Source organism: Bdellovibrionales bacterium (assembly GCA_018266295.1).
In the GTDB taxonomy this organism is placed as follows: Bacteria; Bdellovibrionota; Bdellovibrionia; order Bdellovibrionales; family Bdellovibrionaceae; genus JACMRP01.
This window is the reverse complement of sequence record JAFEAQ010000011.1, coordinates 504627-528568: the sequence shown is the minus strand read 5'-3', so window position 1 is coordinate 528568 and position 23942 is coordinate 504627. Positions and strand designations below refer to the sequence as shown.

General features: G+C 48.6%; 19 protein-coding genes. 10 read left to right on the top strand and 9 right to left on the bottom strand.

The features are described 5' to 3' along the window. Positions 1 to 653: 653 nt before the first annotated feature. Positions 654 to 1448 (bottom strand): Mrp/NBP35 family ATP-binding protein, encoded by a 795-nt coding sequence (locus JSU04_11270; protein MBS1970882.1) that lies wholly within the window; start codon positions 1446 to 1448, stop codon positions 654 to 656. A 159-nt stretch (positions 1449 to 1607) separates the two neighbouring features. Here JSU04_11270 and JSU04_11265 point away from each other — a divergent pair, with 159 nt between their 5' ends. The 4 genes from JSU04_11265 to JSU04_11250 all read left to right on the top strand — a co-directional run bounded on the left by JSU04_11265 (position 1608) and on the right by JSU04_11250 (position 4714). After that, complete coding sequence (locus JSU04_11265) at positions 1608 to 1928, top strand: J domain-containing protein (GenBank protein MBS1970881.1); 321 nt, start codon at positions 1608 to 1610, stop codon at positions 1926 to 1928. Between the two features lie 101 nt (positions 1929 to 2029). Next, positions 2030 to 2854 (top strand): hypothetical protein, encoded by an 825-nt coding sequence (locus tag JSU04_11260; protein MBS1970880.1) that lies wholly within the window; start codon positions 2030 to 2032, stop codon positions 2852 to 2854. Beyond that, positions 2854 to 3759 (top strand): hypothetical protein, encoded by a 906-nt coding sequence (locus tag JSU04_11255; GenBank protein ID MBS1970879.1) that lies wholly within the window; start codon positions 2854 to 2856, stop codon positions 3757 to 3759. Before JSU04_11260 ends, JSU04_11255 begins: the two co-directional genes overlap by 1 nt. After that, the gene (locus JSU04_11250) at positions 3740 to 4714 is read left to right on the top strand and encodes a hypothetical protein (GenBank protein MBS1970878.1); all 975 of its coding nucleotides are present in this window, start codon (positions 3740 to 3742) and stop codon (positions 4712 to 4714) included. Before JSU04_11255 ends, JSU04_11250 begins: the two co-directional genes overlap by 20 nt. Here JSU04_11250 and JSU04_11245 read toward each other — a convergent pair whose 3' ends face one another. Then, positions 4715 to 5083, bottom strand: coding sequence for a hypothetical protein (locus tag JSU04_11245; protein MBS1970877.1), 369 nt, complete (start codon positions 5081 to 5083; stop codon positions 4715 to 4717). Positions 5084 to 5210: 127 nt separating this feature from the next. Between JSU04_11245 and JSU04_11240 the strand changes: the two genes are divergently transcribed. Beyond that, positions 5211 to 6554: a glycine--tRNA ligase gene (locus JSU04_11240; GenBank protein ID MBS1970876.1), complete on the top strand. Its 1344-nt coding sequence runs from the start codon at positions 5211 to 5213 to the stop codon at positions 6552 to 6554. A gap of 24 nt (positions 6555 to 6578) precedes the next feature. Here JSU04_11240 and JSU04_11235 read toward each other — a convergent pair whose 3' ends face one another. Beyond that, the gene (locus tag JSU04_11235; GenBank protein MBS1970875.1) at positions 6579 to 6884 is read right to left on the bottom strand and encodes a hypothetical protein; all 306 of its coding nucleotides are present in this window, start codon (positions 6882 to 6884) and stop codon (positions 6579 to 6581) included. Positions 6885 to 7138: 254 nt separating this feature from the next. Between JSU04_11235 and JSU04_11230 the strand changes: the two genes are divergently transcribed. Continuing rightward, complete coding sequence (locus tag JSU04_11230; protein MBS1970874.1) at positions 7139 to 9850, top strand: pyruvate, phosphate dikinase; 2712 nt, start codon at positions 7139 to 7141, stop codon at positions 9848 to 9850. A gap of 22 nt (positions 9851 to 9872) precedes the next feature. Here JSU04_11230 and JSU04_11225 read toward each other — a convergent pair whose 3' ends face one another. From JSU04_11225 to JSU04_11210, 4 genes are read right to left on the bottom strand one after another with little or no spacing between them, the layout of a single operon-like run. Beyond that, positions 9873 to 10343 (bottom strand): MarR family transcriptional regulator, encoded by a 471-nt coding sequence (locus tag JSU04_11225; protein ID MBS1970873.1) that lies wholly within the window; start codon positions 10341 to 10343, stop codon positions 9873 to 9875. Then, complete coding sequence (locus JSU04_11220; protein ID MBS1970872.1) at positions 10315 to 11685, bottom strand: hypothetical protein; 1371 nt, start codon at positions 11683 to 11685, stop codon at positions 10315 to 10317. The genes JSU04_11225 and JSU04_11220 overlap by 29 nt, the downstream gene beginning before the upstream one ends. Before the next feature lie 24 nt (positions 11686 to 11709). After that, positions 11710 to 12426 (bottom strand): hypothetical protein, encoded by a 717-nt coding sequence (locus tag JSU04_11215; protein ID MBS1970871.1) that lies wholly within the window; start codon positions 12424 to 12426, stop codon positions 11710 to 11712. Next, positions 12423 to 13736: a TolC family protein gene (locus tag JSU04_11210; GenBank protein MBS1970870.1), complete on the bottom strand. Its 1314-nt coding sequence runs from the start codon at positions 13734 to 13736 to the stop codon at positions 12423 to 12425. Before JSU04_11210 ends, JSU04_11215 begins: the two co-directional genes overlap by 4 nt. 132 nt (positions 13737 to 13868) lie before the next feature. On the opposite strand from JSU04_11210, the gene JSU04_11205 reads away from it, so the two are divergent. Next, positions 13869 to 15227 carry a TolC family protein gene (locus tag JSU04_11205; GenBank protein MBS1970869.1) on the top strand — a complete coding sequence of 453 codons (1359 nt, stop codon included), beginning with the start codon at positions 13869 to 13871 and terminating at the stop codon, positions 15225 to 15227. A gap of 6 nt (positions 15228 to 15233) precedes the next feature. Then, positions 15234 to 18407 (top strand): efflux RND transporter permease subunit, encoded by a 3174-nt coding sequence (locus JSU04_11200; GenBank protein ID MBS1970868.1) that lies wholly within the window; start codon positions 15234 to 15236, stop codon positions 18405 to 18407. A 39-nt stretch (positions 18408 to 18446) separates the two neighbouring features. Here the strand turns inward: JSU04_11200 and JSU04_11195 are convergent, their stop codons facing one another. Then, on the bottom strand, positions 18447 to 18695 hold the full coding sequence (locus JSU04_11195) for a hypothetical protein (GenBank protein MBS1970867.1): 249 nt from the start codon (positions 18693 to 18695) through the stop codon (positions 18447 to 18449). A 134-nt stretch (positions 18696 to 18829) separates the two neighbouring features. Continuing rightward, complete coding sequence (locus JSU04_11190; protein ID MBS1970866.1) at positions 18830 to 19093, bottom strand: hypothetical protein; 264 nt, start codon at positions 19091 to 19093, stop codon at positions 18830 to 18832. Between the two features lie 85 nt (positions 19094 to 19178). On the opposite strand from JSU04_11190, the gene JSU04_11185 reads away from it, so the two are divergent. Further along, positions 19179 to 20042, top strand: a complete 864-nt coding sequence (locus JSU04_11185; protein ID MBS1970865.1) for a LysR family transcriptional regulator — start codon at positions 19179 to 19181, stop codon at positions 20040 to 20042. Positions 20043 to 20313: 271 nt separating this feature from the next. Continuing rightward, positions 20314 to 23892, top strand: coding sequence for a chromosome segregation protein SMC (smc, locus tag JSU04_11180; protein ID MBS1970864.1), 3579 nt, complete (start codon positions 20314 to 20316; stop codon positions 23890 to 23892). The last annotated feature ends 50 nt before the right edge of the window (positions 23893 to 23942 follow it).

The window sequence follows — 23942 nt, the reverse complement described above, 5'->3', positions numbered from 1 at the left end:
CTAAATCCTTAGAGAATGACCGCTAGGAACCTCCTATAAGATATCCTGGGTTAATTATTTAAAGAGTCTTAGAACTTTCAAACCGCATCGTCACTTTGGTGACTTGTCATTGTGATCGCGATGGCGAATCAACATTCTGAACCCCCTTATGCCGGCCCTCAGAGCGGAAGTTAACCGGGCCTCATCGTTTCAACATTCATAGAATACCTAGACCAAAGTCTTTTTGAAAGTTTCTCTCTGCATTTTCTCAAATAAGTTCGCGAAGTTAAATCTCACTTTGAGAATCATGTTTTTCATTGGGAAAATTCACGAGGCCACGGGGGTTTACGATGTACTCATGTTGTTCGCTTTGATCCTCTTTTGTCCTCCAAATCAGCTCCGGGAAAAAAGGGAAAAGGAACAAGCAGGGCACAGCGAAGCACCCTCTGTTTTTGGTCAACCTATAAGTTGACAATAATCAGAGGGGTGGGAAGGCGACCGTTGTGAATTCGAAGTTTTATGGTGCTAGTGCGGAGCTAGTAATTTTTGGCGCTAGAGAGGGGCTTGGATTTTATGATTTCCATGCTTTGTGGGTGCTGGATGCCCGTCCCCGCAGGAAGTACTACTAACTCCCTCGGGCCGGCCCGGCGGAGCCAGTACTCCCCATCAGTACTTTAGACCGGCAACAACTCGCGAACGCGATCGGCGATGCGGAAGAATTCCTGTGCTTCGACGCCGTTCTTATTGCTCTCGACGATCGGAATACCCGCTTCGCATGAAAGGCCCACAGACGGGTTGAATGGAATCTCGCCGATTTTAGGGATGTTCTTCGAGGCCATATAAGACTCGAGTTCGCCCTTAGGGAACATCTGAATCTTTTCGCCGTTCGCTGGGTTGATCATGTACGCCATGTTTTCAACGAGGCCGAGCATCTTAATGCCCACTCGTTGGAACATATCCACGCCGCGCTTTACATCTGTGAGTGCCACGTTCTGTGGCGTACAAACCATCACGGCGCCTGCCACTGGAACTTTTTGTGCCAATGAAAGTTGAACATCACCGGTGCCTGGAGGCAAATCGACCACGAGGTAATCGAGCTCGCCCCAGTCTACATCGCGCAGGAATTGGTCCATTGCTTTAAAGAGCATGGGACCACGCCAAACAACTGCAGCGTTTTCTTCGATCAAAAAGCCAATGCTCATCAATTTGATACCATAACGTTGAACTGGTTCGAGGCGTTGTGCTGAAGTGATACCGGGTTTTTGATTCAACGAACCTAACATGCGAGGAATACTCGGCCCGTAGATATCAGCGTCCAGCAACCCCACCTTGTTTTTTTGCCCAAGAGCCGTGGCTAAATTAGTAGCAACCGTGCTTTTGCCAACACCTCCCTTGCCCGAACTCACAGCAATAATGTGTTTAACTCCAGGAATAGCGACTTGTTGGTCGAAAGGATTGGGGGCTGCCATCGAGAACTCCTACTTGCTAAATAAGCGCTCAACACCAATAATAAAAATTAAGTGAATAGCCAACAGTTTTTGCTTATCAACATCGCTATTTTGTCGTTCTTCATCATCTGGTTTCTCGCTGGGCGGCGAGGATCGTCTAAAAAGACCACTCAGCTGAAAATGAGGGAGGGGAATCAGACCCCTGGCGGTGTATTGCAAAAGACCGAGAACGGGGTCCGAACCCAGAGCGGTCGCTACAGTCACCCACGCTATCAGAAGTATCTTGAAGAGGCTCCACTTCCGAGCAATCAAAGTAAAGATCTCAATATTTTGTTTAATTATAACGGTCACACCTGGGACGCCTACGAGGTCCTTGGCCTGCCGGCGGGGGCAAGTCTCGTGGATGTTACCAAAGCCTATCAGGGCATGCTGAAAACTTCTGAACCAGATTCACATGAGTTTTTAGAGACCGCGTTCAAAACAATTCTTTCGAGAAAATAGAGCTCTTACCAAAGCCACGTTTGGTCTCCGGTCCAGTACACACTCAAGCATTCCTCATCTATTCTAGAAAAGCAAAACGCTCACACGCGTAGGGGAAGTGTATGAAAAGAGTTGTGTCTTTTGGTGTTGTACTGTCGTTGTTCCTTTCTACTCAGCCAATTTGGGCGCAAGAGAAAAAAGAAGCCGCTGCCGCGAAAGAAGCTGCAAGAGAGGCTGCAAAAAGCGTGGTGATTCCACCGCGTGAAAGCAAAGAAGAAGACATTTTGAAAGGCCTCGACTATCCGGAACTGCAGGTCGTTCCGCGCGCGTCGGATCGCCTGGCGATGGAAACGCAGAACGAAAAAGAATACGGTTGGGTGGCGTTCTGGCCTTACCAAGTTTCCTCGATTGCAACTTTGCTTGCCGGGAATCGCCTGCGCGGCAACTACAAAGACGATGTGGTCACTGATCAGCAAAAGAAAGATAGCGACAACATCGGTATGACCGCCATGGCGATCGGTATCGGCGGTATCGGGCTTTCGGTCTATCTGATTAAGAGTGATCTTTATGGGGACTCTTACAAACGCATCAAAACTATGAAGGTCACTGATAAACGTAGTGAGCTTCTGCGTGAGCGCATGTCGGAAGAGGCTTTGGAAAAGCCCGCACATCTGATCAATATGCTCACGACCGTGTCTGTGACTTTGAATGCATTAGCCAACGTTGCCGTGGCTTCTCAGGCCAACGGCGACGTCCGTGCTTATGCGGCGGTGGGGTTGGTGTCCTCGTTCTTACCATGGATGTTCAGCAATCGTTATGTTGATAATTGGAATAAGCAGCTTGAATACAAACGCAAAATCTACACGCCGTTCATCGGTTTTGACTGGCAATACCACAAAGACACTCGTGAGTTCACTCCGCAGTTGAGCGCTAACTGGAGCTTCTAATGAAGTCCCTTAGAACGGCCCTCTATCTTATCAGCCTGCTCTTTCTGCTGCGTACACATGCCGAGGTGAAAACTCCGCAAGAGCGAGAAAACACCTATCCAGACGGTCCGATAGCGCAGGCTCAGGCCGCCGCTAAAGAAGCCGAGAAAAGTAAACCTTGTGAAAGCTTCAAAGAATTTCAAAGTGCTTATGAAGCCTTGATGAAAGACGAAGATCTTTCTCTCGGTGAAGAAAAATCCGCGCGCTTGGCTCTAAGAATCAGCAAAGGCTGCAACGGTTCTTCGGCAAGGTTCTTTAAGGCTTACGAGATGATGAAAAAAACCGGCGTGGCTCTGACAAAAGCGGTCGAAGTCGGGTTGGATTTCTCGGGCCTGGATGATGAGCGCCTGAAAAACTTTAACGAAGTCTTCGCCAAGATGTATCTTGAAAGCATTCTCGATTTTGATTTCGCCACAGCTTACAAAGTGAGTTTTCAACTGTCGCGCGATTACGAAGGCAAAGCCCAGGACGTGCGGGAAGACTTCATTAAGCTAGTTAAATTCTGCACAAACAACGATAAAGCAGCATTGCCACTGCGTCAGTGTGCAGAGCTGGCGCTGAAGATCGTTGATCATACTCCGAAGTTTCCGGGTGGGCTGTTTAATTCTTTTGAAAAATTTTATACTTTTTTACGTGCCGATAAACGCATGGGACTTTCGGTGATTGATTCACTTAATTTGGTGCCAAAGGTTTTTGCCTACGGGCCGAAAGCTCCTGAGAACTTTCAGGCGGCGATGGAATACGCACTGAGCTCAAGTAAGATCACGATTGATCACACCAATGCCATGAACCTTGCTCTGCGTTTAGCAAAGCAATCCCTGCGGACGCCGGGCAAAGAAGATATCGATGAGCCTGCAAAGAAATAGCATCCTTTTTATGCTATTGATGTCTTCAGCCGCCCTTGCTGAAGACCCACCGGCGGCACCGGGCCCGGTGCTGAAAGGCGTTCATCTTGCTGTAGAGAGCGAGAAAGTTCCCGTGGAGCTGGAGTGGGAAGAAATCTCTGGGGCCAAAGTTTATGAAACCGAATTTCAGAACTTCGACGGGAAAACCCTCGCTGTCTTTAAATCTCCGAATCATACTTTCAAATTTAAATTCAAAGTCGGAAAGTACAAAGTTCGCAGCCGTGTGGCGGATGCACGCAAGGTCTTCGGTGACTGGTCCGCATTGACTGAGTTTACAGTGCAACCAAAACCTGTGAAGCTCCCGGAAAAGCCCGTGGCGACCAAAGGTGTGATCGATCCAAAGACGCTCACCTCGGAAGTGGTATGGCACTGGGGAGAGGCCGCAGGGGCGACGCAGTTCCGCGTGAAGGTCATCGACCACAATGAAAAAGTTGTGCGTGATGAAATCGTGAAGGGGTTTTCGTACAAAACTCAGCTTGCCGCCGGCGTTTATACAACGACGCTGACCTCGATCGGTGCCGACGGCATCGAGTCTGACCCTGTGACATTGCCGGGAAAAGTTGTGATCGAAACCGTGCAACTGGAAAAACCGGTCTTTGCGTTTGAAGAAGTACCGGACGTTGCTGATCCAAAATTAAAAACCCAGCGCTTGCCGCAAACCAAAGGGGTGCCGACCCTTCGCTGGAAAGATGCTTCGGCGGTGGCGGATACCGTCGGAACTCTCGAGTATCGATACTTTTTTGGTGATGAATGGATTCCGGTTGATAAATTCACTTCGAAGAATGCCAAGGAAGTGATTTTAGACAAAGCCATGAAGCCGGGGCGTTACCGCATCACTGCGTGGGCTGAGTCCTCGGGCCTAAAAAAGTCTGAGACCACAACCTATGAATTCGTGGTCAAACCGACCAGCTATTAATTATTTTTCGACAGTTTCTTTGTAGTCGGGGCGAAGCTCGCCCTGGTGGCACATGTAGCAGCTGGCTTCGGGGCCTTTTTTGCCATCAAAGCCGCTGGTGCGCAGAGTTTCTACGATGCGCATATGGTCTTTAGCGACTTTAAAACTTTTCTTTTCATCCGATGTGAAATTCTGAACGTTGTGGCACTCCGAACAGGTCACTCCGAGCTGCCGAGAGATCACGATCATGTCTTGGCGAACTTTGTCTTCACTGGTTTTGATTTTGCTCGCAGATTCAGTGTAGCCCTTCGGAGAAAGGATCATCATGATGATGAAAATCGCGGCACCGAAGACGACGAGGGATTTGTAATATGTTGCGTTATTCTTCATTTTCCATCCTGGAATTACTTCCTCTATTTTCAGTGAACCCCTCTCGCCACACAAGTCTGATTTCTTGACTGGTCCAGGGCTCAATGTTACCCAAATAGAAGGCCTTTTTTCTGCCATAGGGGATTTCATGAAAATCAAGCATCTCGAGGACTTAAGTACTCTCGTTTCACTATCCAAACGTCGTGGTTTTGTATTTCCAAGTAGTGAGATCTACGGGGGCTTGGCTTCGTGCTGGGACTATGGTCCTTTGGGCTCAATCCTGAAGCAAAACGTAAAGCGTATTTGGTGGAATGCGATGACTCGCAGAAACGACATCGTCGGTCTTGATGCTGCGATCCTTATGCACCCCATGGTGTGGAAGGCCTCGGGTCACGTTGATGGTTTCTCGGATCCTTTGGTCGATTGTAAAGACTGTAAAACTCGCTTCCGCGCTGACAACACAGAGTCTTACATCAATGAAAAGAAATGCCCGAACTGCGGTAGCAAAAACTTGTCTGAAGAGCGCAGCTTCAACTTGATGTTCAAAACTCATATGGGCCCTGTCGAGGATTCTGGTAGCGTCATTTACTTGCGTCCTGAGACAGCTCAAGGTCACTTCGTGAATTTCTTGAACTGCCAACAGAGCTCTCGTTACAAAGTGCCATTCGGTATTGCAGCCATCGGTAAATCATTCCGTAACGAAATCACGCCAGGTAATTTTATTTTCCGTACGCGTGAGTTTGAACAAATGGAAATGCAATATTTCGTAAAACCGGGCACAGACGCTGGTTTCTTTGATCAATGGAAAGAAACGCGTATGGCGTTCTACTTGAAGTACGGTATCAAAAAAGAAAACCTGAACTTCAAGCCACACGAAAAGCTCGCTCACTACGCGAAAGCAGCTGTGGACGTTGAATACAAATTCCCAATGGGCTTTAGCGAGTTGGAAGGTATTCATAACCGTTCTGATTTCGACTTGTCTCAACATATGAAGTTCTCTGGTAAGTCCCTTGAGTACTTCGATGAAGCGACCAAAGAAAAGTTCATTCCTTACGTCATTGAGACTGCCGTTGGTTGTGATCGTTTGATCTTGGCGTTCATGTGCGATGCTTACCGCGAAGAAATCACGTCGGACGAAAAGGGCAGTGAAGACGTTCGTGTGGTGATGGGCTTCCACCCAGATATCGCGCCAATGAAAGTGGCGGTGTTGCCGCTTTCTAAAAAAGAAGAGCTCGCCGTGCCGGCAAATCAGTTGCGTGATCAGCTCGCAGCGGATTTTGATGTCACATACGATGAAGCGGCGTCGATCGGTAAACGTTATCGTCGTCAGGATGAGATCGGGACTCCGTTCTGCGTGACTGTCGACTTTGATACTTTGAACGACAAAGCCGTGACTGTTCGCCATCGCGATACGATGTTGCAGGAACGCGTTCCCATGGAAGGTCTTAACGAATACATCGCGAAGAGACTTAAAAATTTCTACGCGAAGTAATTTTATGCCCGGAATTTTTTGAAACTATTTGCAGGCGGCTTTGTCGGTGAAGGATTTGCCGAGATCTTTTCCTTCAAATTTTGCACTGACTGTCTTTTGGGTCAGAGTGCCCTTGCGGATGATTTTAGCGGCTCTTTCAGCTTTCTTAAGGCAGGTTTCAGCATCATTGGCCGGGGCTTTTTCAACGGTGGGATTTTTACCTTCGTAAGGTTTTAAAGCCTCGGACTCTTTACCGGCACAGGGTGTTCTATCAATCGTCAAATCGCATTCGGCGGCGAAGCTTGCCGGGGCTGCAAAGAAGGCTGCAATCAGTAGGAGCGTGATTTTCATGGCGTTCATCCTTGTCAGTGGGTGCGTCCCTCATTTTAAGCGAGCCGCTGAGATTTTGACAAGGGGTCACCATCGCTTATGCTCCCTAAAAACACGTGAATTCAAGCACCTAGGAAAAGATGCTCGCTTTGGTGGCAAGTGTTTTAGCAAATGCTCTAGGGAACAAGGTGCTAAATGACCGGAAGTGTTCACGAAAATCCTTGATAGCGCAGCATCTCCTATGGTCTTGTGAGAGCGCATAACAGGAGACAAAAATGCACACACAAACAACGACCACTGGCTCTGGCGCGAAAACAGCCGTGCCACAAAAGTTCGTTTATTTTTTTGCAGCTGGCGATTCTGAAGGAAACGCTGGTATGAAGAACATCCTTGGCGGCAAAGGTGCGAACCTCGCTGAGATGACTTCGTTGGGTATTCCGGTTCCTCCGGGCTTCACGATTTCAACTGAAATCTGTGCGCACTTCTATGAAGCCGGCGGAAAACTTCCTGAGTGGGTTCGTCCCGCTGTTCTGGAAGCGATGAAAAAAGTCGAAGCTAAAATCGGCAAAAAATTCGGCGATGTTACCAATCCGTTGTTGGTTTCTGTTCGTTCGGGTGCGCGTGCTTCTATGCCGGGCATGATGGATACAATCTTAAATCTTGGCCTGAACGATCAAACGGTTGAGGGCCTTGCTAAATCTTCTAACAACCCTCGCTTTGCTTGGGATTCTTACCGTCGTTTCATTCAGATGTACTCTGATGTTGTGATGGGTATGAACTCTTCATTGCTTGAAGTGACTCTCGAGGACCTGAAAGACGAAAAAGGTTATAAACTCGATACAGAACTTCAAGTCGATGACCTCAAACACTTGGTTAAAAAATTCAAAGACCTCGTTCACCAAATGACAGGTCGTACGTTCCCGGCGGATCCTTACGAGCAGCTCTGGGGATCGATCTCGGCGGTTTTCCATTCTTGGAATACTCCGCGCGCGATCACTTACCGTGAACTTCATGACATCCCGGCGGCTTGGGGCACGGCTGTGAATATCCAGTCGATGGTCTTCGGCAACATGGGCGATGACTCTGCAACGGGTGTGGCGTTCACGCGCGATCCAAGCACGGGTGACAAAGCTTTCTACGGCGAATTCTTGATCAATGCTCAAGGTGAAGACGTGGTTGCTGGTATCCGTACTCCGCAGCCGATCACGATTGCGGCAGCTGCGAAGTCGGGCGCAAAATCTCTCGAAGAAGCAATGCCTGAAGCTTACGCTCAGCTCGTTGCGATCTACAAAAAACTTGAAGCTCACTACCGCGATATGCAGGATATTGAGTTCACGATTGAAAAAGACAAACTCTGGATGTTGCAAACTCGTAACGGTAAACGGACGGCGAAAGCTGCATTGAAAATTGCTTGCGACATGATCGATGAAAAACTCATCAGCGAAGAAGATGCGATCTTGCGTTTGGATCCTTCTTCTTTGGATCAGTTGCTGCATCCGACACTGGATCCTAAAGCGCAAAAAACTATTTTGGCTAAAGGTCTTCCAGCAAGCCCGGGCGGTGTTCACGGTCAAATCGTGTTCACTCCGGAAGATGCGGTTGAGTGGAAAGAGCAAGGCAAAAAAGTGATCCTCGTGCGTATTGAAACTTCTCCGGAAGACATCGCCGGGATGGTGGCAGCTCAAGGGATCTTTACTACTCGCGGTGGTATGACATCGCACGCGGCGGTTGTTGCTCGCGGTATGGGTAAGTGCTGCGTTGCCGGTTGCGGTGAAGTCGAAGTCGATTACAACTCTGAAACCATGAAAGTGAAAGGTTACGTTCTTAAAAAGGGCGACGTGATCACTTTGGATGGCGGTACGGGTGAAGTGTTCTTGGGCGAAGTAAAAACCATCGAGCCAAAACTTGATGCAGACTTTGAACGCATCATGAAAATCGCTGATAAAACTCGCCGCTTGAAAGTTCGCACGAACGCAGACACTCCGAAAGACGCGCAAACAGCTCGTACGTTCGGGGCTGAAGGTATCGGTCTTTGCCGTACTGAGCACATGTTCTTCGGCGCTGATCGTATCGATTCTGTTCGTGAAATGATCTTGGCTGAAAGTAAGCAAGAGCGCGAAAAAGCTTTGGCGAAACTTTTGCCAATGCAGCGTTCAGACTTCCACGAGCTTTTCAAAATCATGGATGGCTTGCCAGTGACAATCCGTCTCTTGGATCCACCATTGCACGAGTTTGTTCCTCACACAGATAAAGAAATGATCGAGCTTGCAGGTCGCATTGGCTATGACGTTGATAAACTCCGCGCGAAAGTTAAATCTTTGCACGAGTTCAATCCAATGTTGGGTCACCGTGGTTGCCGTTTGGCGATCACTTACCCTGAAATCTATCAAATGCAGGTTCGTGCGATTGCTGAAGCTGCAGCTGAAATGGTGAAGGCGGGTAAGAAGCTTGTTCCAGAAATCATGATTCCACTCATTGCGACAGACAAAGAACTCGAAATGCTTCGTGGTTTGACTGTGGCTGAAGTAGAAAAAGTGCAAAGAGAGAAGGGTGTGAAGTTCGACTACCTCGTTGGTACAATGATCGAGCTTCCACGTGCGGCTGTGACTGCGGATGCGATTGCAGACTGTGCAGACTTCTTCAGCTTCGGTACGAATGACCTGACGCAAACAGCGCTCGGCTTGTCTCGTGACGATGCCGGCAGATTCTTGGGCTCTTACGTGAGCAACGGGATCTTCGCCAAAGATCCATTCGTGACGATCGATAAGGTCGGCGTAGGTTCTTTGGTTCGCACGGCTACTGAATTGGGCCGTCGCTCTAAGCCGCACTTGAAAGTCGGCGTGTGCGGTGAGCACGGTGGTGATCCAGATTCTATCGAGTTCTTTAACTCTGTCGGTTTGGACTACGTTTCTTGTTCTCCATTCCGCGTACCGATTGCTCGTTTGGCAGCGGCTCGCGCAACTTTGATGAGCAAGAAATTGCACTAAGGTGCCAGGTTCTGCGAGATGTTCATACATCTCGCTTTGATGAACTTAAAAGGGTCCTTGAAATCAGCATAAGAGCGCGGCGTAAATCGCTGCGCTCTGCGGGCGAAAGCATCTGCAGCCGCTCGCCGAGTCTTCGGCTGGTGGTTCCGCGGATATCTTGAAATAGTTTTTGCCCGTGTTCTGTCAGATTAATTTTCATTTCACGGCGATTGTCAGGGTTTTCGGTGCGAATGAGCAGTTCACGGCGAACTAGGCCAGTGATCAGCCGGGACATCGCTGCCACACTCAGCCCAATATCATCGGCCAGTTCTTTATTGGTATAGGTTCCATGCCAGAGTCTCGCAAGCACGCGAAACTGAACAACGCTTAAAGAAGCTTCTTGGAAAGAGCTATGACGACGGATCTCGCGCATCGTGCGCGGGATGATCTCGATCATTAGTGCTGAAATATCAAATCCGGCTTCCTCATTTGGAAACAAACTTAAATTGGACATAAGTGCTCCTGAGACTGCTTATGTACGTACAAGTAAATGAATACTTAGTGGCCGAGAAGCCAAAGTTCTGACAGGACAGCGAAAGATTGTTGGATTGATTGTCGACAACCATGGTCTGATTCGCATCTAAGGTCTGCCGGTTCACATCCCATTTTGTGGTCGGAAAACTGATACCGACTTGTGCGCCCGGAAAAGAAATAGACACTTGCAGGATTTTCTCTGAAGGAGGGAAAAGCAGATCCGTAATCTCTTGCATGCGAGTTTGCGCCGGATCGACCACATTCATCGTCGCTGGAATCCACGACGCCCCCGGAGTTAACTGCGCCGAGCCATTATAGACGCGAATGACGGCATCAACTTGGCTGTTTTTATCTTGCGGTGGTTCTTGGTTTGAACTGGAACTTGCTTGCAATTGCAGGTGCGCGACGGGACCTTGCGAACTGCTGGTTGAGATCGAGCAATCAATGCGAGTCGTGTCTTGGGACACCTGACAAGGGTTCAGGTATAAGGTGATTGTCTGAGTGCTGGTATTGTCTCCAGGAATCAGGGTGCGTGACAGAGGTGTTTGACCAGTCAGACTTCCGGTGCGCTGATCCCAGGTGCCATTGTTAAAAATAATATGGGCGCCATTACCATAGTTGAGATTGATCTGAAGGGCGCGCTCAGGCGTTAGCAGGCTTAAAAAATCAATTTCCGAAGTCGTCGGCGGCTTTAATAAAATCATCACCACCGCTTTCGATGTTCCATCGGCAAACTGGGTCGTACCCACGTAGTTTTTTTGCGTAAACACGGTGCTTGGATCGATATCGGATTCCCCGGCGAGGGCTCCAATATCCCGGCCGTCTCTGGTTAGCAGAAAGGTGCTGCCATAATCGGAATAGCCGGCGGCCTCGAGAGTTCCTGAGATTGCGCCGTTTTGAATAGCGGCGGTGATGCTGATGTTTTCAGTTTGAGTTTGGCCAGAGGCATCGGTTTCTTGAACCGGGATATTTGCCTGAAACTTACCACTGTTGGGATCAAAATAACTATTCTGTGCGACGACTGAAATGCGAGAGGCGCCTTGAAAGTCGACGTTGGCAACAAGCACCGGCTGAGCTGTGGCTTTCGATTCATCGGGACTCGGCTGAACTTGAGTGGTGGCTTTCAAGGTTAACTGCAAAGCACCCAGAGTTTTTCCATTGCGCTTTGAAGTCATGATCCCTGAATAACGTCCCTGAACGGCTTGGAGCTGAGCTAAGTTCTGATTAAGGCGCGTTTGTTTGTAATCATCCAAAGATTGATCTTTGCTACAAGCCAGTAGCCCGAGCATTGAGGCGAGAAGAAGGAAGAGAAGGGTTTTCATAAAAAGCTCCTTATAATTAATTCTTTAGTGCCAATTCACCCGGGTCGCGATCCACAACCCGGATCCGGAGTAATCCTCGGCGCTGATGTTTTTCGTAGCCTCCGCTCCTAACAAAAGAGATGTGTCAGCAAGGCCGATGGAAGCGGCAAACTTAGGAAAGCTCCAAGAGATACCGGCCGTCATACGCACGAGCCAGTCCACTTGACTGATGCCATCGTTAAATTCTGAAGCCGGGGCTTGGCTCCAAGTGGGGTTTAAACTCAGTCCGATCAGAGGATGCAGTTGATCTTTAAATATTTTTTTAAAAGTCGCTTCAACTCCGAGCTGCAATTGATACAGGTTGAGATTCTGCGACACCGTAAACGCATTCACGTCATAGCCAAGGGTTCCTGAGCGTTGCATTTCGACATAGGAAACTCCCATGAGGGTGGTCCAGCGAACGATTTCGCCTTCACTCAAGGGGCTTCCCATCAGCAGAGAAAACTGCGGTGAAATGCTTTTGAAGCCCGTTGTGTTTGGCAAGTAACTGGGCTGGAGAATCTGGTTCGGAGCCCATGACGAGACTTGAAGCTGAAAAAAATAGTTCGAGATCGGCGGCGGCGGCGTTGTCAGACTTTCTGGATAGACGATCTCGCTTTGCGGAATAGGCACGACAATGTCTGTCGGAGTCTTCGCGGCGGCTAGGACGGTCGAACCCGCGATCCATAGCAAGAATATCAGTAAGGACTTCATGCGCGTCATTTGTTGGTCCTTTCTAACAGCGCCACAAGCTTGGCCATGTCCTGCCCAGAGGCCGCATAATAGTTTGCCAATGCCGTAATGTAATTATAGCGAGAGGCGTTGAGGGTTTGCTCGGCTTGAACGAAGGATTGTTCCACCGTAAGGAGCTGAACGAAGTCGATGGTTGCATTACGAAAATTGCGGCGAGCTTCATTTGAAGAAGCCTCCGCCAATTTAAGGGCGTCGATACCGGTGACAATGGAGTCTTTGGCAGTCTCGAGGTTTTTGCGGCTGGTGATCTGTTGATAGGCCACTTGGTTCTCGACGTTTTTCTTATCGAACTCCAATTGCAGACGCTGCGACAGTAAAGAACGGTTCTGATAAATCGTCGAGAGACCCGAGAACAGAGGAATCGTGAGCTGTAAGCCAAAGTTCCAAGAATTCGCACTATCATCAAAAAGATCGGACTGTTTGTAGTTGGTAAAATTATAATTACCAAAAAGGCTTATATTAGGCAGGTTTTGCCCCCACATGACCTGACGTTGATCATCAATACGCTGGATCGAAAGGAGATCCGATTCGATTTCCGGGATCGTATAGTTTTTAAGATCCACATCCTGATCGACTTCAGTAATATCCGGGGCCTCTAAGTGATCTTTTACACGGATCAAATTCTTCGTTGTTCCTCCGATGGTATTGGCAAGATTTGCAACGGCAATAGCTAGTTGATTGCGGGCTGTTGCGATCTGGCCGTCAAGCAGAGCTAGCTGTGTCTTTACTTGTAAAACATCTAAGAGCTGGCCACGGCCGTTACGCTCTCTGTGCTGAGCCACACCTAAAGATTCTTTTACGATACGTTGTTGGCGAAGCAGAGTTTCAATGTTGCGGGAGCTGAGCACTACTTGATAGTAGGCTTGAATGGTCGCACTCATCAGATTGCGGGCCGAGATTTGGGCATTGAGTTTGCTAATGCCCACGTCTTTTTGTGCCGCACTGATGCCCGACAAGGTTCCCATTTGAAAAACAATTTGTGTCAACCTTAAGGACGCGTCGTATTGATTAAAAGGCTTGCCGTCAAAGCGCGGAGCTTGATTGAGATTGGCATCTTTAACCCGCTGAGCATCACCCACCGCAGTGAGGGTTGGAAAAATCAGAGCTCGGGCCAAAGGAACTTCAGTTTCAGTCTGCGTGATTTTTTCGAGGGACTGACGGAAAGACGGATTATTTTCTATAGCAAGCTGGACAGCATCGTGAATGCTCAGGTCTTGTACCGGCGCTTGGGCATGAGCCACCGATAGAAAAAGCATGCTTAAGACGAAAAACCTTTTCATAATAATGTCCTTGTGACCTCACGCTAGCACAACTTTGTAATTGCAAGGCGCAACTATTTCTTCGCGTTTTCAGGATACAACCCGGATTTGACAGTGGGGAAAAGTCGTCCCAATCTCCAACGCGGGGGCGACATGTTTAGACGAAGAATCATTCCGTGTGTGCTGACTTTGAGTTTGGGAGTGCAATCCGCTTTCGCAGGAGACGATGTAGGGCCGATGGCGGTGAAGACAGTGCGGGTCAATCCTCAATCTTTACAAACTCTACTTCTGGCGCAGAACAATAATCTTCTTCAAGAGCTCAACAATGTTTACAAAGCAAAAGTGAATGTTGATCTTGCCAGAGCACAGTTATTGCCTTCGTTGAATCTCGGTATAGGAGTGAGCGGCGGCGGTTTTTCTCTAGCCTCTGCGGTGTTCCTGTTGCCGTTCTTGTTACCCAGCAATTGGATCAATCTGCGTGAAAGCCAGCACCTTCTAAATGCCGAAGTAAAATCCTACTATATTTTGCAACTCAATGAATATGCCTCGGCCTATTCACTCTATATGACCATCGTTGGCGACTTTGCTTTGCGAGACGTTTTGTATTCTCAGTATAAGAATCTCTTAGATATTCAAAACAATGTCGATCTCGCGGTGAAGCTGGGACTTCGTCCGACCACGGATCTCTATTCTGCTCAAGCACAGACTTCGATGATGAAAACTCAAGTCGGCCAGTTTGAAGAGTTGATCGCGCAGGAGCGAGCCTCTATCCGGCAAATGCTGGGACTTGATCTGAGTGTTGATATCCGTTTTGATCTTCTTCATCCGGACCGGGTTGATGGCTACGAGAATGCCGACGCAGAAAGTTTGTTACCGACAGTTTTAAAGAAAGCACCGGAAATGGCGCAAATCGATGCACTCATTTTAGCAGCCAAGGCAGATAAGTGGAGCAAAGTTTTTAGTTTCTTCAACGGCGCCACCGTCAGCGCTCAGAGTAGTGGCCAAGGCGGCGGAGTTTCTTTCGGAAAGGTTGTCGGCGAAGGATCATTTAATTTTGGTTTTGGCTATTTTCCCAACATCACTCTGAGTAATCTCAATATTCAAGATATGTACTTGCGCCGTCAGGCGGTGGTGCAAGAGCAGGCGCAGATTCTGGAATCAGCCCTGGCCTCGGTGCGATCGGCGAAGCAGCAATTGGTGTCCGCCACGGATGCTGAAAACAATTTTAAGAGAGCCTATAATGCCTACTTAACCCAGTACACACTTGGTACCACGGATCTTCTGCATGTTCTGACTGCCGCGAACTCGCTCGCGCAGGCATCGGTGGCGCGTTTACAGGCGCAGATCGATCTGGATTCGCAGCGTGTGACATTGAACCGTTCTTTGATTTTGGACAAGTTCGCAGATATTCGCGCCTGTAAAGTTTCACAAATCGGCGGCGGTGGCGTGATCCGTCGTATAGTTCACCCAAACAAACTCGTTCCATTGATGGAGCTTTGCCGAGCAAAGTAGAAATCTATGACTCTTTCGGATATCTCGATTAAAAGGCCTGTCTTTGCATGGATGCTGATGGCGGGGCTTTTGGTCTTTGGCACGATTTCCTATTTTCTCATGGGGATTAGCCAGCTGCCGGATGTGGATTTTCCAGTTGTGACTGTCACCGTCACCTGGGCCGGCGCTTCGCCGGATGTGATGGAGTCTTCGGTTGCGGACGTGATCGAGGATGCGGTGATGAGTGTCGACGGAGTTGATCACGTGCAATCGACTTCGCAGCTAGGCTCGACACAGATTGTGATCCAATTCCATTTGGATCAGGATATCAATGTAGCCTTACAACAAGTTCAGACCAAAATCTCGCAGGCCCAAAAGAACTTACCGCAAACCATCGATCCGCCGATCATTACAAAAACCAATCCTAACGATCAGCCGATTATGTGGACGGCGGTTTATAGTCGCACGGGAACGCTGCGCGAGCTGGCTTTATTTGTGCGCGATCATTTGAAAGACACTATCACAACCATTTCCGGAGTCGGTGACGTGGCTCTTGGTGGTTATGTTGATCCCCAGATGAGGATCTGGCTGCATTCGAAAAAAATGTATGATCTGGAAATAACCTCCGAGGATGTCATCGCAGCCATCAATAATGAGCATCAGCTTGTTCCAACGGGATATCAGGATTTAGGCGAAAAAGAAAACTTCATCCGGGTTCAGTCCGAGTTCACAAACGCTGAGCAATGTAACAATCTGACGATTCCAACTCGCTTGGGCTTGCCGGTCTGGCGGCAAATCCGCATTAAACAAGTCGCGACCTGTGAAGAGGGGACGGACGAAATTCGCAGAATTTCCCGCTATGACGGGATTCAGCCGACCATTGGTGTGGGTGTTATTAAACAGCACGGAACCAACGCGGTTGAAATCGCCGACAACGTGAAAAAGAAATTAAAGCAACTGGCGCCGTCCTTGCCGAAGGGGACCGAGATGGCAGTCGTTGCCGATACGACGGTGTTTATTCAAGACGCCATTGCGGAGTTGTTGCGCACCTTGGGGATGGCGGTGTTGCTGACAGCCCTTGTGTGTTATCTATTCCTTGGAAATTTCAGCTCAGCGTTTAACGTGATTTTGGCGATTCCCGTTTCCTTGATCGGTTCATTTTTAATTTTACACTTTCTTGGTTTTACGATTAACACCTTTACGCTGATGGCGCTGTCGCTTTCGGTGGGAATCGTCGTGGATGACGCGATCATGGTGCTGGAGAATATCACACGCCACTTTGAAGAAGGTAAAAACCGCGTACTGGCCGCCCTCATCGGAGCCCGCGAAATCACCGGCGCCGCCGTGGCGGCTTCTTTGGCAATTCTTGCGATCTTTGTGCCCGTGGTTTTCATGCAGGGAATTATCGGTAAGTTCTTCTTTCAATTCGGTATCACCATGGCGACTGCCGTGTCGCTTTCACTCCTAGAGGCTCTGACTCTCGCGCCTATGCGTTGTTCGCAGTTTCTACAAGTCGGACGTGAAAACGTGGTCACCCATAAAGTCAGCCAAGGGATGGAAATTCTTTCGGGCTTTTATAAAAAAACTTTGCGTCTTTGCTTGAATTGGCGATGGACGGTCCTGGCTGTCGCGACCGGATTTTTTATCGTGTCGCTGCTTACTATTGGCGGCTTAAGAAAAGAATTTTTACCTCCACAGGATCAAAGCCGCTTTTTGGTGACACTTTACACTGAAATGGGCTCGTCGATATCTTACACCGATACCGTCTTTCGCCGAGCGGAGGTTCTGTATAAATCTCGTCCCGAAATTGACTCTTACTATGTGGCAGTGGGGGGCTTTGGCGGTGGTTTGGTGAATCAAGGTATTTCCTTTGTCACGATGAAGGATCCCGGCGATCGCCCGGTGGCGGCGCCCTTTAAGAAGCGTCCGACTCAGCAAGAATTTATGGGATACCTCCGCACGGAACTTGCAAAAATCAATGGCGTGCAGCGGGTGGCGATTCTCGATTTATCATTGACTGGGTTTAGCGCTCAGCGTGGATATCCGGTTGAGTTTGAGTTGCAGGGCCCGGACTGGAATAAACTTGCGGAGCTTTCGTTGGAAATGCGCAAGCGCCTGGTTGCTTCGGGATACATGGCGGACGTGGATAGTGACTACAATCCGAATATGCCTCAGTCCGAAATCATTCCGGATCGTGATGCGGCCGCTGCGCGTGGAGTGAGCGTTTCTACGATCTCAAATGCAGTCGCCGCTATGGTGGGTGGAATGAAGCTTCTGCCGAATAAATACACCGATGCCTCCGGTCACCGCGACGATATTCAAATCAAACTCGATCCTGGGGAAAATCTAACGGCTGACGATATTAAAAAAATCTGGGTGCGCAATGCCCAAGGGGAAATTGTGCCTCTGGCGGCGGTGATAAAAATCCAAGATAGCAGCACGCTCCTAACCATCACTCGCTATAACCGGGAACGGGCCATCGGAGTTTTCGGAAATTTCGCGCCTGGAAAGTCTCAGGCCGAAGTGATGGCCTATGTCGAAAAACTTGGCAAAGAAGTTTTGCCACCGGGTTATCACTTGCTGCTTTCGGGAAGTTCGCAGGCCTTCACCGAGTCCTTCCGCAGTTTGATGGTGGCCCTGGTACTGGGGATTTTTGTCGCCTACATGGTTCTTGCGAGCCAATTCAATAGCTTCTTGCATCCGGTGGTGATTTTGCTGGCCTTGCCTTTTTCGATCACGGGCGCTTTGCTCGGGATGTGGCTGACCGATACATCTATCAACATCTATAGCTTGATCGGCATGCTGCTGCTGATGGGGATCGTAAAAAAGAACTCGATTTTGCTTGTCGATTTTACCAATCGTAAACGCAAAGAAGGCCTCGAAGTTACCGAGGCTTTGCTCGAAGCCTGCCCATTGCGTCTGCGCCCGATTTTGATGACGTCCATTGCAACAATTGCCGGGGCTATTCCTGAAGCCTTTGCCACGGGCTCGGGTGCGGAAGTGATTCGTCCGATGGGTATTGCGGTTGTGGGGGGTGTGGCCGTTTCGACCTTCTTAACTTTGTTGGTGGTTCCTTGTGCCTATAGTTTGACTCATCGCCTGGAAGGGCATCGCCATGAAAAAGATTTGCAAGAGGCGCTCAAAATTCTCGGTGAAGAAACGAAACCGATCCCGCTTTCAGCAAAAGAGGTCACGCATTAAAAAAGCCCCGGTGATGAGCCGGGGCTTTTTTATTCAGATCTAGTGATCACCTGGTTCTGGATTTGGATTGCAGTACCAGCCGCACTGAACGAACCAATGCTTTTGCTTGCTCCAGCAATATTTTTTCAAAGCTGTTTCGCCTTTAGGGCAAACCGGCTTGCCGTCTTTGCTGATCAAAGCTTCAACCACAGAACCTGCAGGAAGCTCTTCGCGAGTGGAGTAAGCGTCTTGAGCAAATGCGCTTGCAGAAACAGTCATCATTACCAAAGCTGCAATAAGTGCTTTCATATTTTCTCCTTGAGTTATGTTGATAACATTTGAAGTTAGTTAGGCTCGCCTCCGACGGGGGTCAAGAGGGTGTTCCTAAATGAAAGCCAAATCGAATTTCCGATAACAACGTGGAACACGAACAATCGGGAACGCTAGCAACCTTTGAAGCAGCCTTGCACTTCCAAATCTGAACAACAGACTCCCGCAGCTGTTTTCACAACAGGTTTTAGGAAGTCGTTGATGGCAGAATCGTTTGTGCATTTTGCCTGAGATCCTTTTGTGGCACTGGGGCAGTTCACTGGAACACATTGGTCGCTTTCAACCGGGCACTGCTTGCACAAGATGCCGCCCGCGAAACTCGCGGTAGATGCGAAAAGAACCAAAGTCATCATCGTAGTACGTAATGTTTTAATCATATTATCCTCCATACAAAAGGACTAAGCGACGCCACAGACTTTGTATGTTGATATTTATCAACGTCTGTGTTGTATAAACATCAACATGAACAAATACACGATCGCCCCCGATGATTGTCTTATATTAGTAGCCCTCCAACGGAGCTCAACCCTCCGAGGAGCTGCCGAGTGGCTCCATTGCGACGCCGGAGGTCTGCTTCGCAAGATCCAGCGTATTGCCAAAGAGCATGGGCTTCTCGCGAAGACCGACGGTAAGTGGAGACTAACGCAAGAAGGGCAGGCCGTCGCTGCGTGGACTCAAGAAAGTATTCTGAGCCAGCAAGAAATATTACGATCCTCTATCCACTTAAGAATTGCTTCCACAGCGTGGTTTGCTGAACAGGTGCTGATTCCAGCGTCGCATGATTTACAGAAACTTTTCGGCGGGCGCGCCCAGATTCAATATCTGACGCCGGATCAGGGATTAGAAAAATCTTTGCTCTCAGGCGAGTGTGATTTCGTCGTTGCTTGTCATGCTCCAGAGAATCCTTCGATTGCTCACAAGCAGTTGCAGCCCGAATTGTGGTCGCTCGTGATGGCGCCGGGCCGCTTAAAACGTTCTTCGCGTTCACTGAGCGTCGAGGATCTGCGCGAAATTCCACTCGTTCGTCATCGCGAATTAAATCCCGCCGTCTTTTTGAATGAAGAGCTGGGTTATGATCCGATGGTATCGCTAACCTTTGATAATCTCATCGGCGTGCGCTCCGCCGTCATCAACGGCCTTGGCTGGAGTCTTGTGCCGAAAGCGCTCGTCAGCGATGACTTGAAACTGCGCCGGTTGATCGAAGTTCCGATCAAGATCCAAATGGATCGAAAAGTCTGTGTGTGGTGGCCGCGTCATCACCAGAGCGAGCGTAAGCAACATGCTGCCATTTGCAAATGGGCCAGTGAGGCCTATTCTGCGATCTAGGGCTCCTGCGAATATCCGTCTTCGTGGGCAAATCGCCGGTAAATAAGAAGTAAACATAGCGGCGCAGCAAACGCGTTGCACAAATCGGTCGCTAACTCTGCTGAACTTTTCAGCTTGCAGGGGCTGTTTAGTAGGCTTTGATTGACACAGTCCCAATCCCTAGCGACAGTTAATGGGTCTTTGGTCTAACCAGACCAAGGGCTTGTTTGCTATTCAGCACGACGGACGCCAGTCCTCCGAAGCTGTAGCGAAGGTGGAAGGGGACACTAAATTGAGAATCAAGAAGATTGAACTCGTAGGTTTTAAATCGTTCAAAGACCGCACAGTGATTCATTTTGATGCTGGTATTACAGGCATCGTCGGACCAAACGGTTGCGGAAAATCAAACATCGTAGATGCATTGATGTGGGTTATGGGTGAGATGTCTGCGAAGGATCTTCGCGGCTCTACAATGACGGACGTTATCTTTGCCGGTGCTGACGGTTACGCTCCACTGGGTATGTGTGAAGTGTCTTTGACTCTCGAGAACGACGGGGGTCCTTTCCCAGCGAAATACATTAAACACTCTGAAGTTATGGTGACTCGTCGTCTTCACAGAAACGGTGAGGGGGAATACTTCGTCAATAAAGAGCCTTCACGTTTGAAAGACGTGCAAGAGATCTTCATGGACACGGGTGCTGGTTCTAAAGGTTTCTCTATCATCGCTCAGGGGATGATCGGTAAAATCATCACTGCGAAACCTGAAGAGCGCCGTACGCTGATCGAAGAAGCTGCGGGTATTACAAAGTTCAAAGTTCGTAAGCGTGAATCACAAAGAAAACTTCAAGCGACGGATCAGAATCTAGTGCGTTTGCAAGACATCATCGGCGAATTAAAACGCCAGATCGATTCTTTGCAACGTCAGGCTCAGCGTGCTGAGCGCTATCGCAATTTGAAGAACCAAATCGAAGACCTCGATTTGTGGTTGAGCTCTATCCAGTACAACGAACTTCGTAAAGTGGCTGACGAAGCTCAGCGCATCTTTGACGAAGCTCAAAGCATGGAAGTCGAAGGCGAAACAAATGTATCGTCTTTACAAGCTCAGTTTGAAACTCTGAAATTGCAAATTCTTGAAAAAGAAAAAGCAGTAGAAGTCGTTCAAGCTCAGTACTACGACAAGCAACAAACCACTCAGAAAAAAGAAATGGAAATCCAAGAGCTTCGTTTCGAAATCGAACAAGCTCGTCGCAATGAGCAAATGACTGGGACGATCTTGCAAGAACAGCAAGCTCGTCGTGAGCTTTTGCAACGCGATCAAACTCAGTTGAACTCTCAAACAGAGGCTTTGAAAGAAGAATCTGAGACTTTGACAGCTCAATATAATGAGAAAAATGAGATCTTTGAAAACTCTCAGTCTCGTATCACGGTTGTTGATGACGAATTGACTGAAAAGCGCCGCGAGCTCTTCGCTGTCGGCCAGACAGAGTCTTCACTCGATGCTCGCGTCAACTCTTTGCAAGCGCAAATCGCGGATATCAAAGACCGCGAAGCCAACGAACAGTTGGTGGTGAACGAACTTCGCGAAAAACACGTGGAGTTCGAAGGCCGTCGCCGCAAAGTATTCAATGAATTAGAAAAAGAACGCCAAATGCAATTGGATCTGGCGAACGACTTCGAGTCTTTCGAAGCCAATAAAAAGATCCTCACAGAACAAGCAGCCGTTAAAAAAGCGGAAGTTGAAGAGTTCAAAGATCAACTCAATGAAGTCACTTCTCGTTTGTACGGTTTGGAAAACTTGCACTCAAACTTCGAAGGCTTCCAAGAGGGCGTGAAGAACGTCATGCTTTGGCAGAAAACGAAGTACCAAGAAATCACAGCAGACGGTTCTGTTGTGTTCCAGCCGGTTTCTGAAGTTGTCGAAGTACCAAGCGAGTACGAAGTGGCGATGGAAGCGGCATTGGGTTCTCGTTTGCAAATGCTTCTTTCCGCGGACAACGCAAAAGCGGTTGAAGCTGTTGAGCATTTGAAAGAAGACAAATCGGGCCGCTCTAGCTTCATGTCAGCAAGCGAAACAGGCCATAAATCTTTGGCAGCAGCTCCGGCATCTGAGTCGGGCGTTCAAGCCATCCTTAAAGATGTGGTTCGCGCCAATGATAAGTATAAAAATACAGTGAGTTACTTGTTGGACGGTGTTGCGATCGTTGATTCGATCCGTACAGCATTAAACCTTCGTGCAAAATACGAAGGCTGGACATTCGTAACTGTGGACGGTGACACGTTGTCTGCGGACGGCATGCTCACGGGTGGTTCTGTTGAATCTGCGGACTCTGGCGTTTTGAAACGCCGTCGCGAGATCAAAGAACTCACTGACAAGAAAAACGAATGGGCTGGTAAGCTTGCGTTGGCTCAGCAGGCGTTGAAAAAAGTCGAAGAACAACTTGCCAATGTTGTGAACGACTTCGAAGGCGCACAAAAGCGTAAAATTGAACAAGAAATCAAAGTGACTGAGCTCCGTAAGGACTTGGAACGCTCTGAAAATGAATTGCAAAATGCTCAGTACGCGGTCGAGCGCCAAGAACGTGAATTGCGTAAAATCACTGAGCAAGTCGAGCAACAAGAAGCTCGTTTGCAAGACCTGATGACAAACCTCGAAGAGGCGCGCATCAAGAAAACGACTTTGGAAGAACAAACTCAAAAGCTGAACGAAGAGCTGACAAGCACTCGTATGGGCTTTGATGGTTTGCAAGCTGAAGTTCGTGACCTTCAAGTGAAGTCTGTGTCTAGAACTCAAGAGTACAACGGCGTTCTTCGTCAGTTGGAAATGGTGAACAAGTCTTTGAGCGAATTGGATTTGCAGCTTTCTCGCATGAGCGAAGAATCGCAAATGTACTCGACTCAGATGACCGACAGTCAGATGAATCTCGAAGAAAAGAAAATCGAATTTGAACGCGACATCCGTATGGTCGAAGAGTTGAAAGCAAACCTTTCAATCGAAAAAGACACGTACGAGCAAATGGCCGCGCAAATTCAAGAGATGGCAGATCAATTGGCGGAGTCTCAACGGGCCCGCAATGAACGTCAGTCTCGTATGAATGATGCTCAATTGAAATTGGAACAAGCTCGGATGAAAGAGCAGTACCTCGTCGATCAAATGCGCGAGCGTTACATGCTGATCCTTTCAGACGTGGCAGACAAGTATCAAGGCCGTGAGGGGGATCCTTCTGAGGCTGAAGCTCAATTGAAAGATCTTCGTGAGAAGATCGCGAAGATTGGCGAAGTGAACTTGTCAGCCATCGAAGAGTACGAAGAGACGGCTCAACGTTATGAGTTCCTCACAAAGCAGCACGCAGATTTGACTGAGGCGAAAGAGCAACTCCGCAAAGTGATCGATCGTATCAACAGAATCTGTTCGAAGCGTTTCAAAGAGACGTTTGATTTGGTTAACGACCGTTTCACTCGCGTCTTCCCTGTCTTGTTCGGCGGTGGTGAAGCGAAGTTGGAATTGCATGAAGATGTTGAAAAAGGCGAAATGGGTATCGAGATCATCGCGAAACCTCCGGGCAAGAAGATGCAGAACGTGTCTTTGATGTCGGGTGGTGAGAAAGCGTTGACTGCGGTTGCTCTTGTCTTCTCGATCTTCCTCGTGAAACCTTCTCCTTATTGCTTACTGGATGAGGTTGATGCTCCACTTGATGACGCCAACGTCTTCCGTTTCAACGACCTTGTTCGTGAGATGGCAAAACGTTCGCAAATCATCGTTGTTACGCATAACAAACACACCATGGAAGTGGCGGGTAAGTTGTACGGCGTGACGATGCAAGAGCGTGGGGTTTCTACGATGGTATCTGTTTCGTTACAAGATATCCGTTAATTCAGCGTATTAATCGTAAAACTATGGAAAAGGGGCTTAAAAGGCCCCTT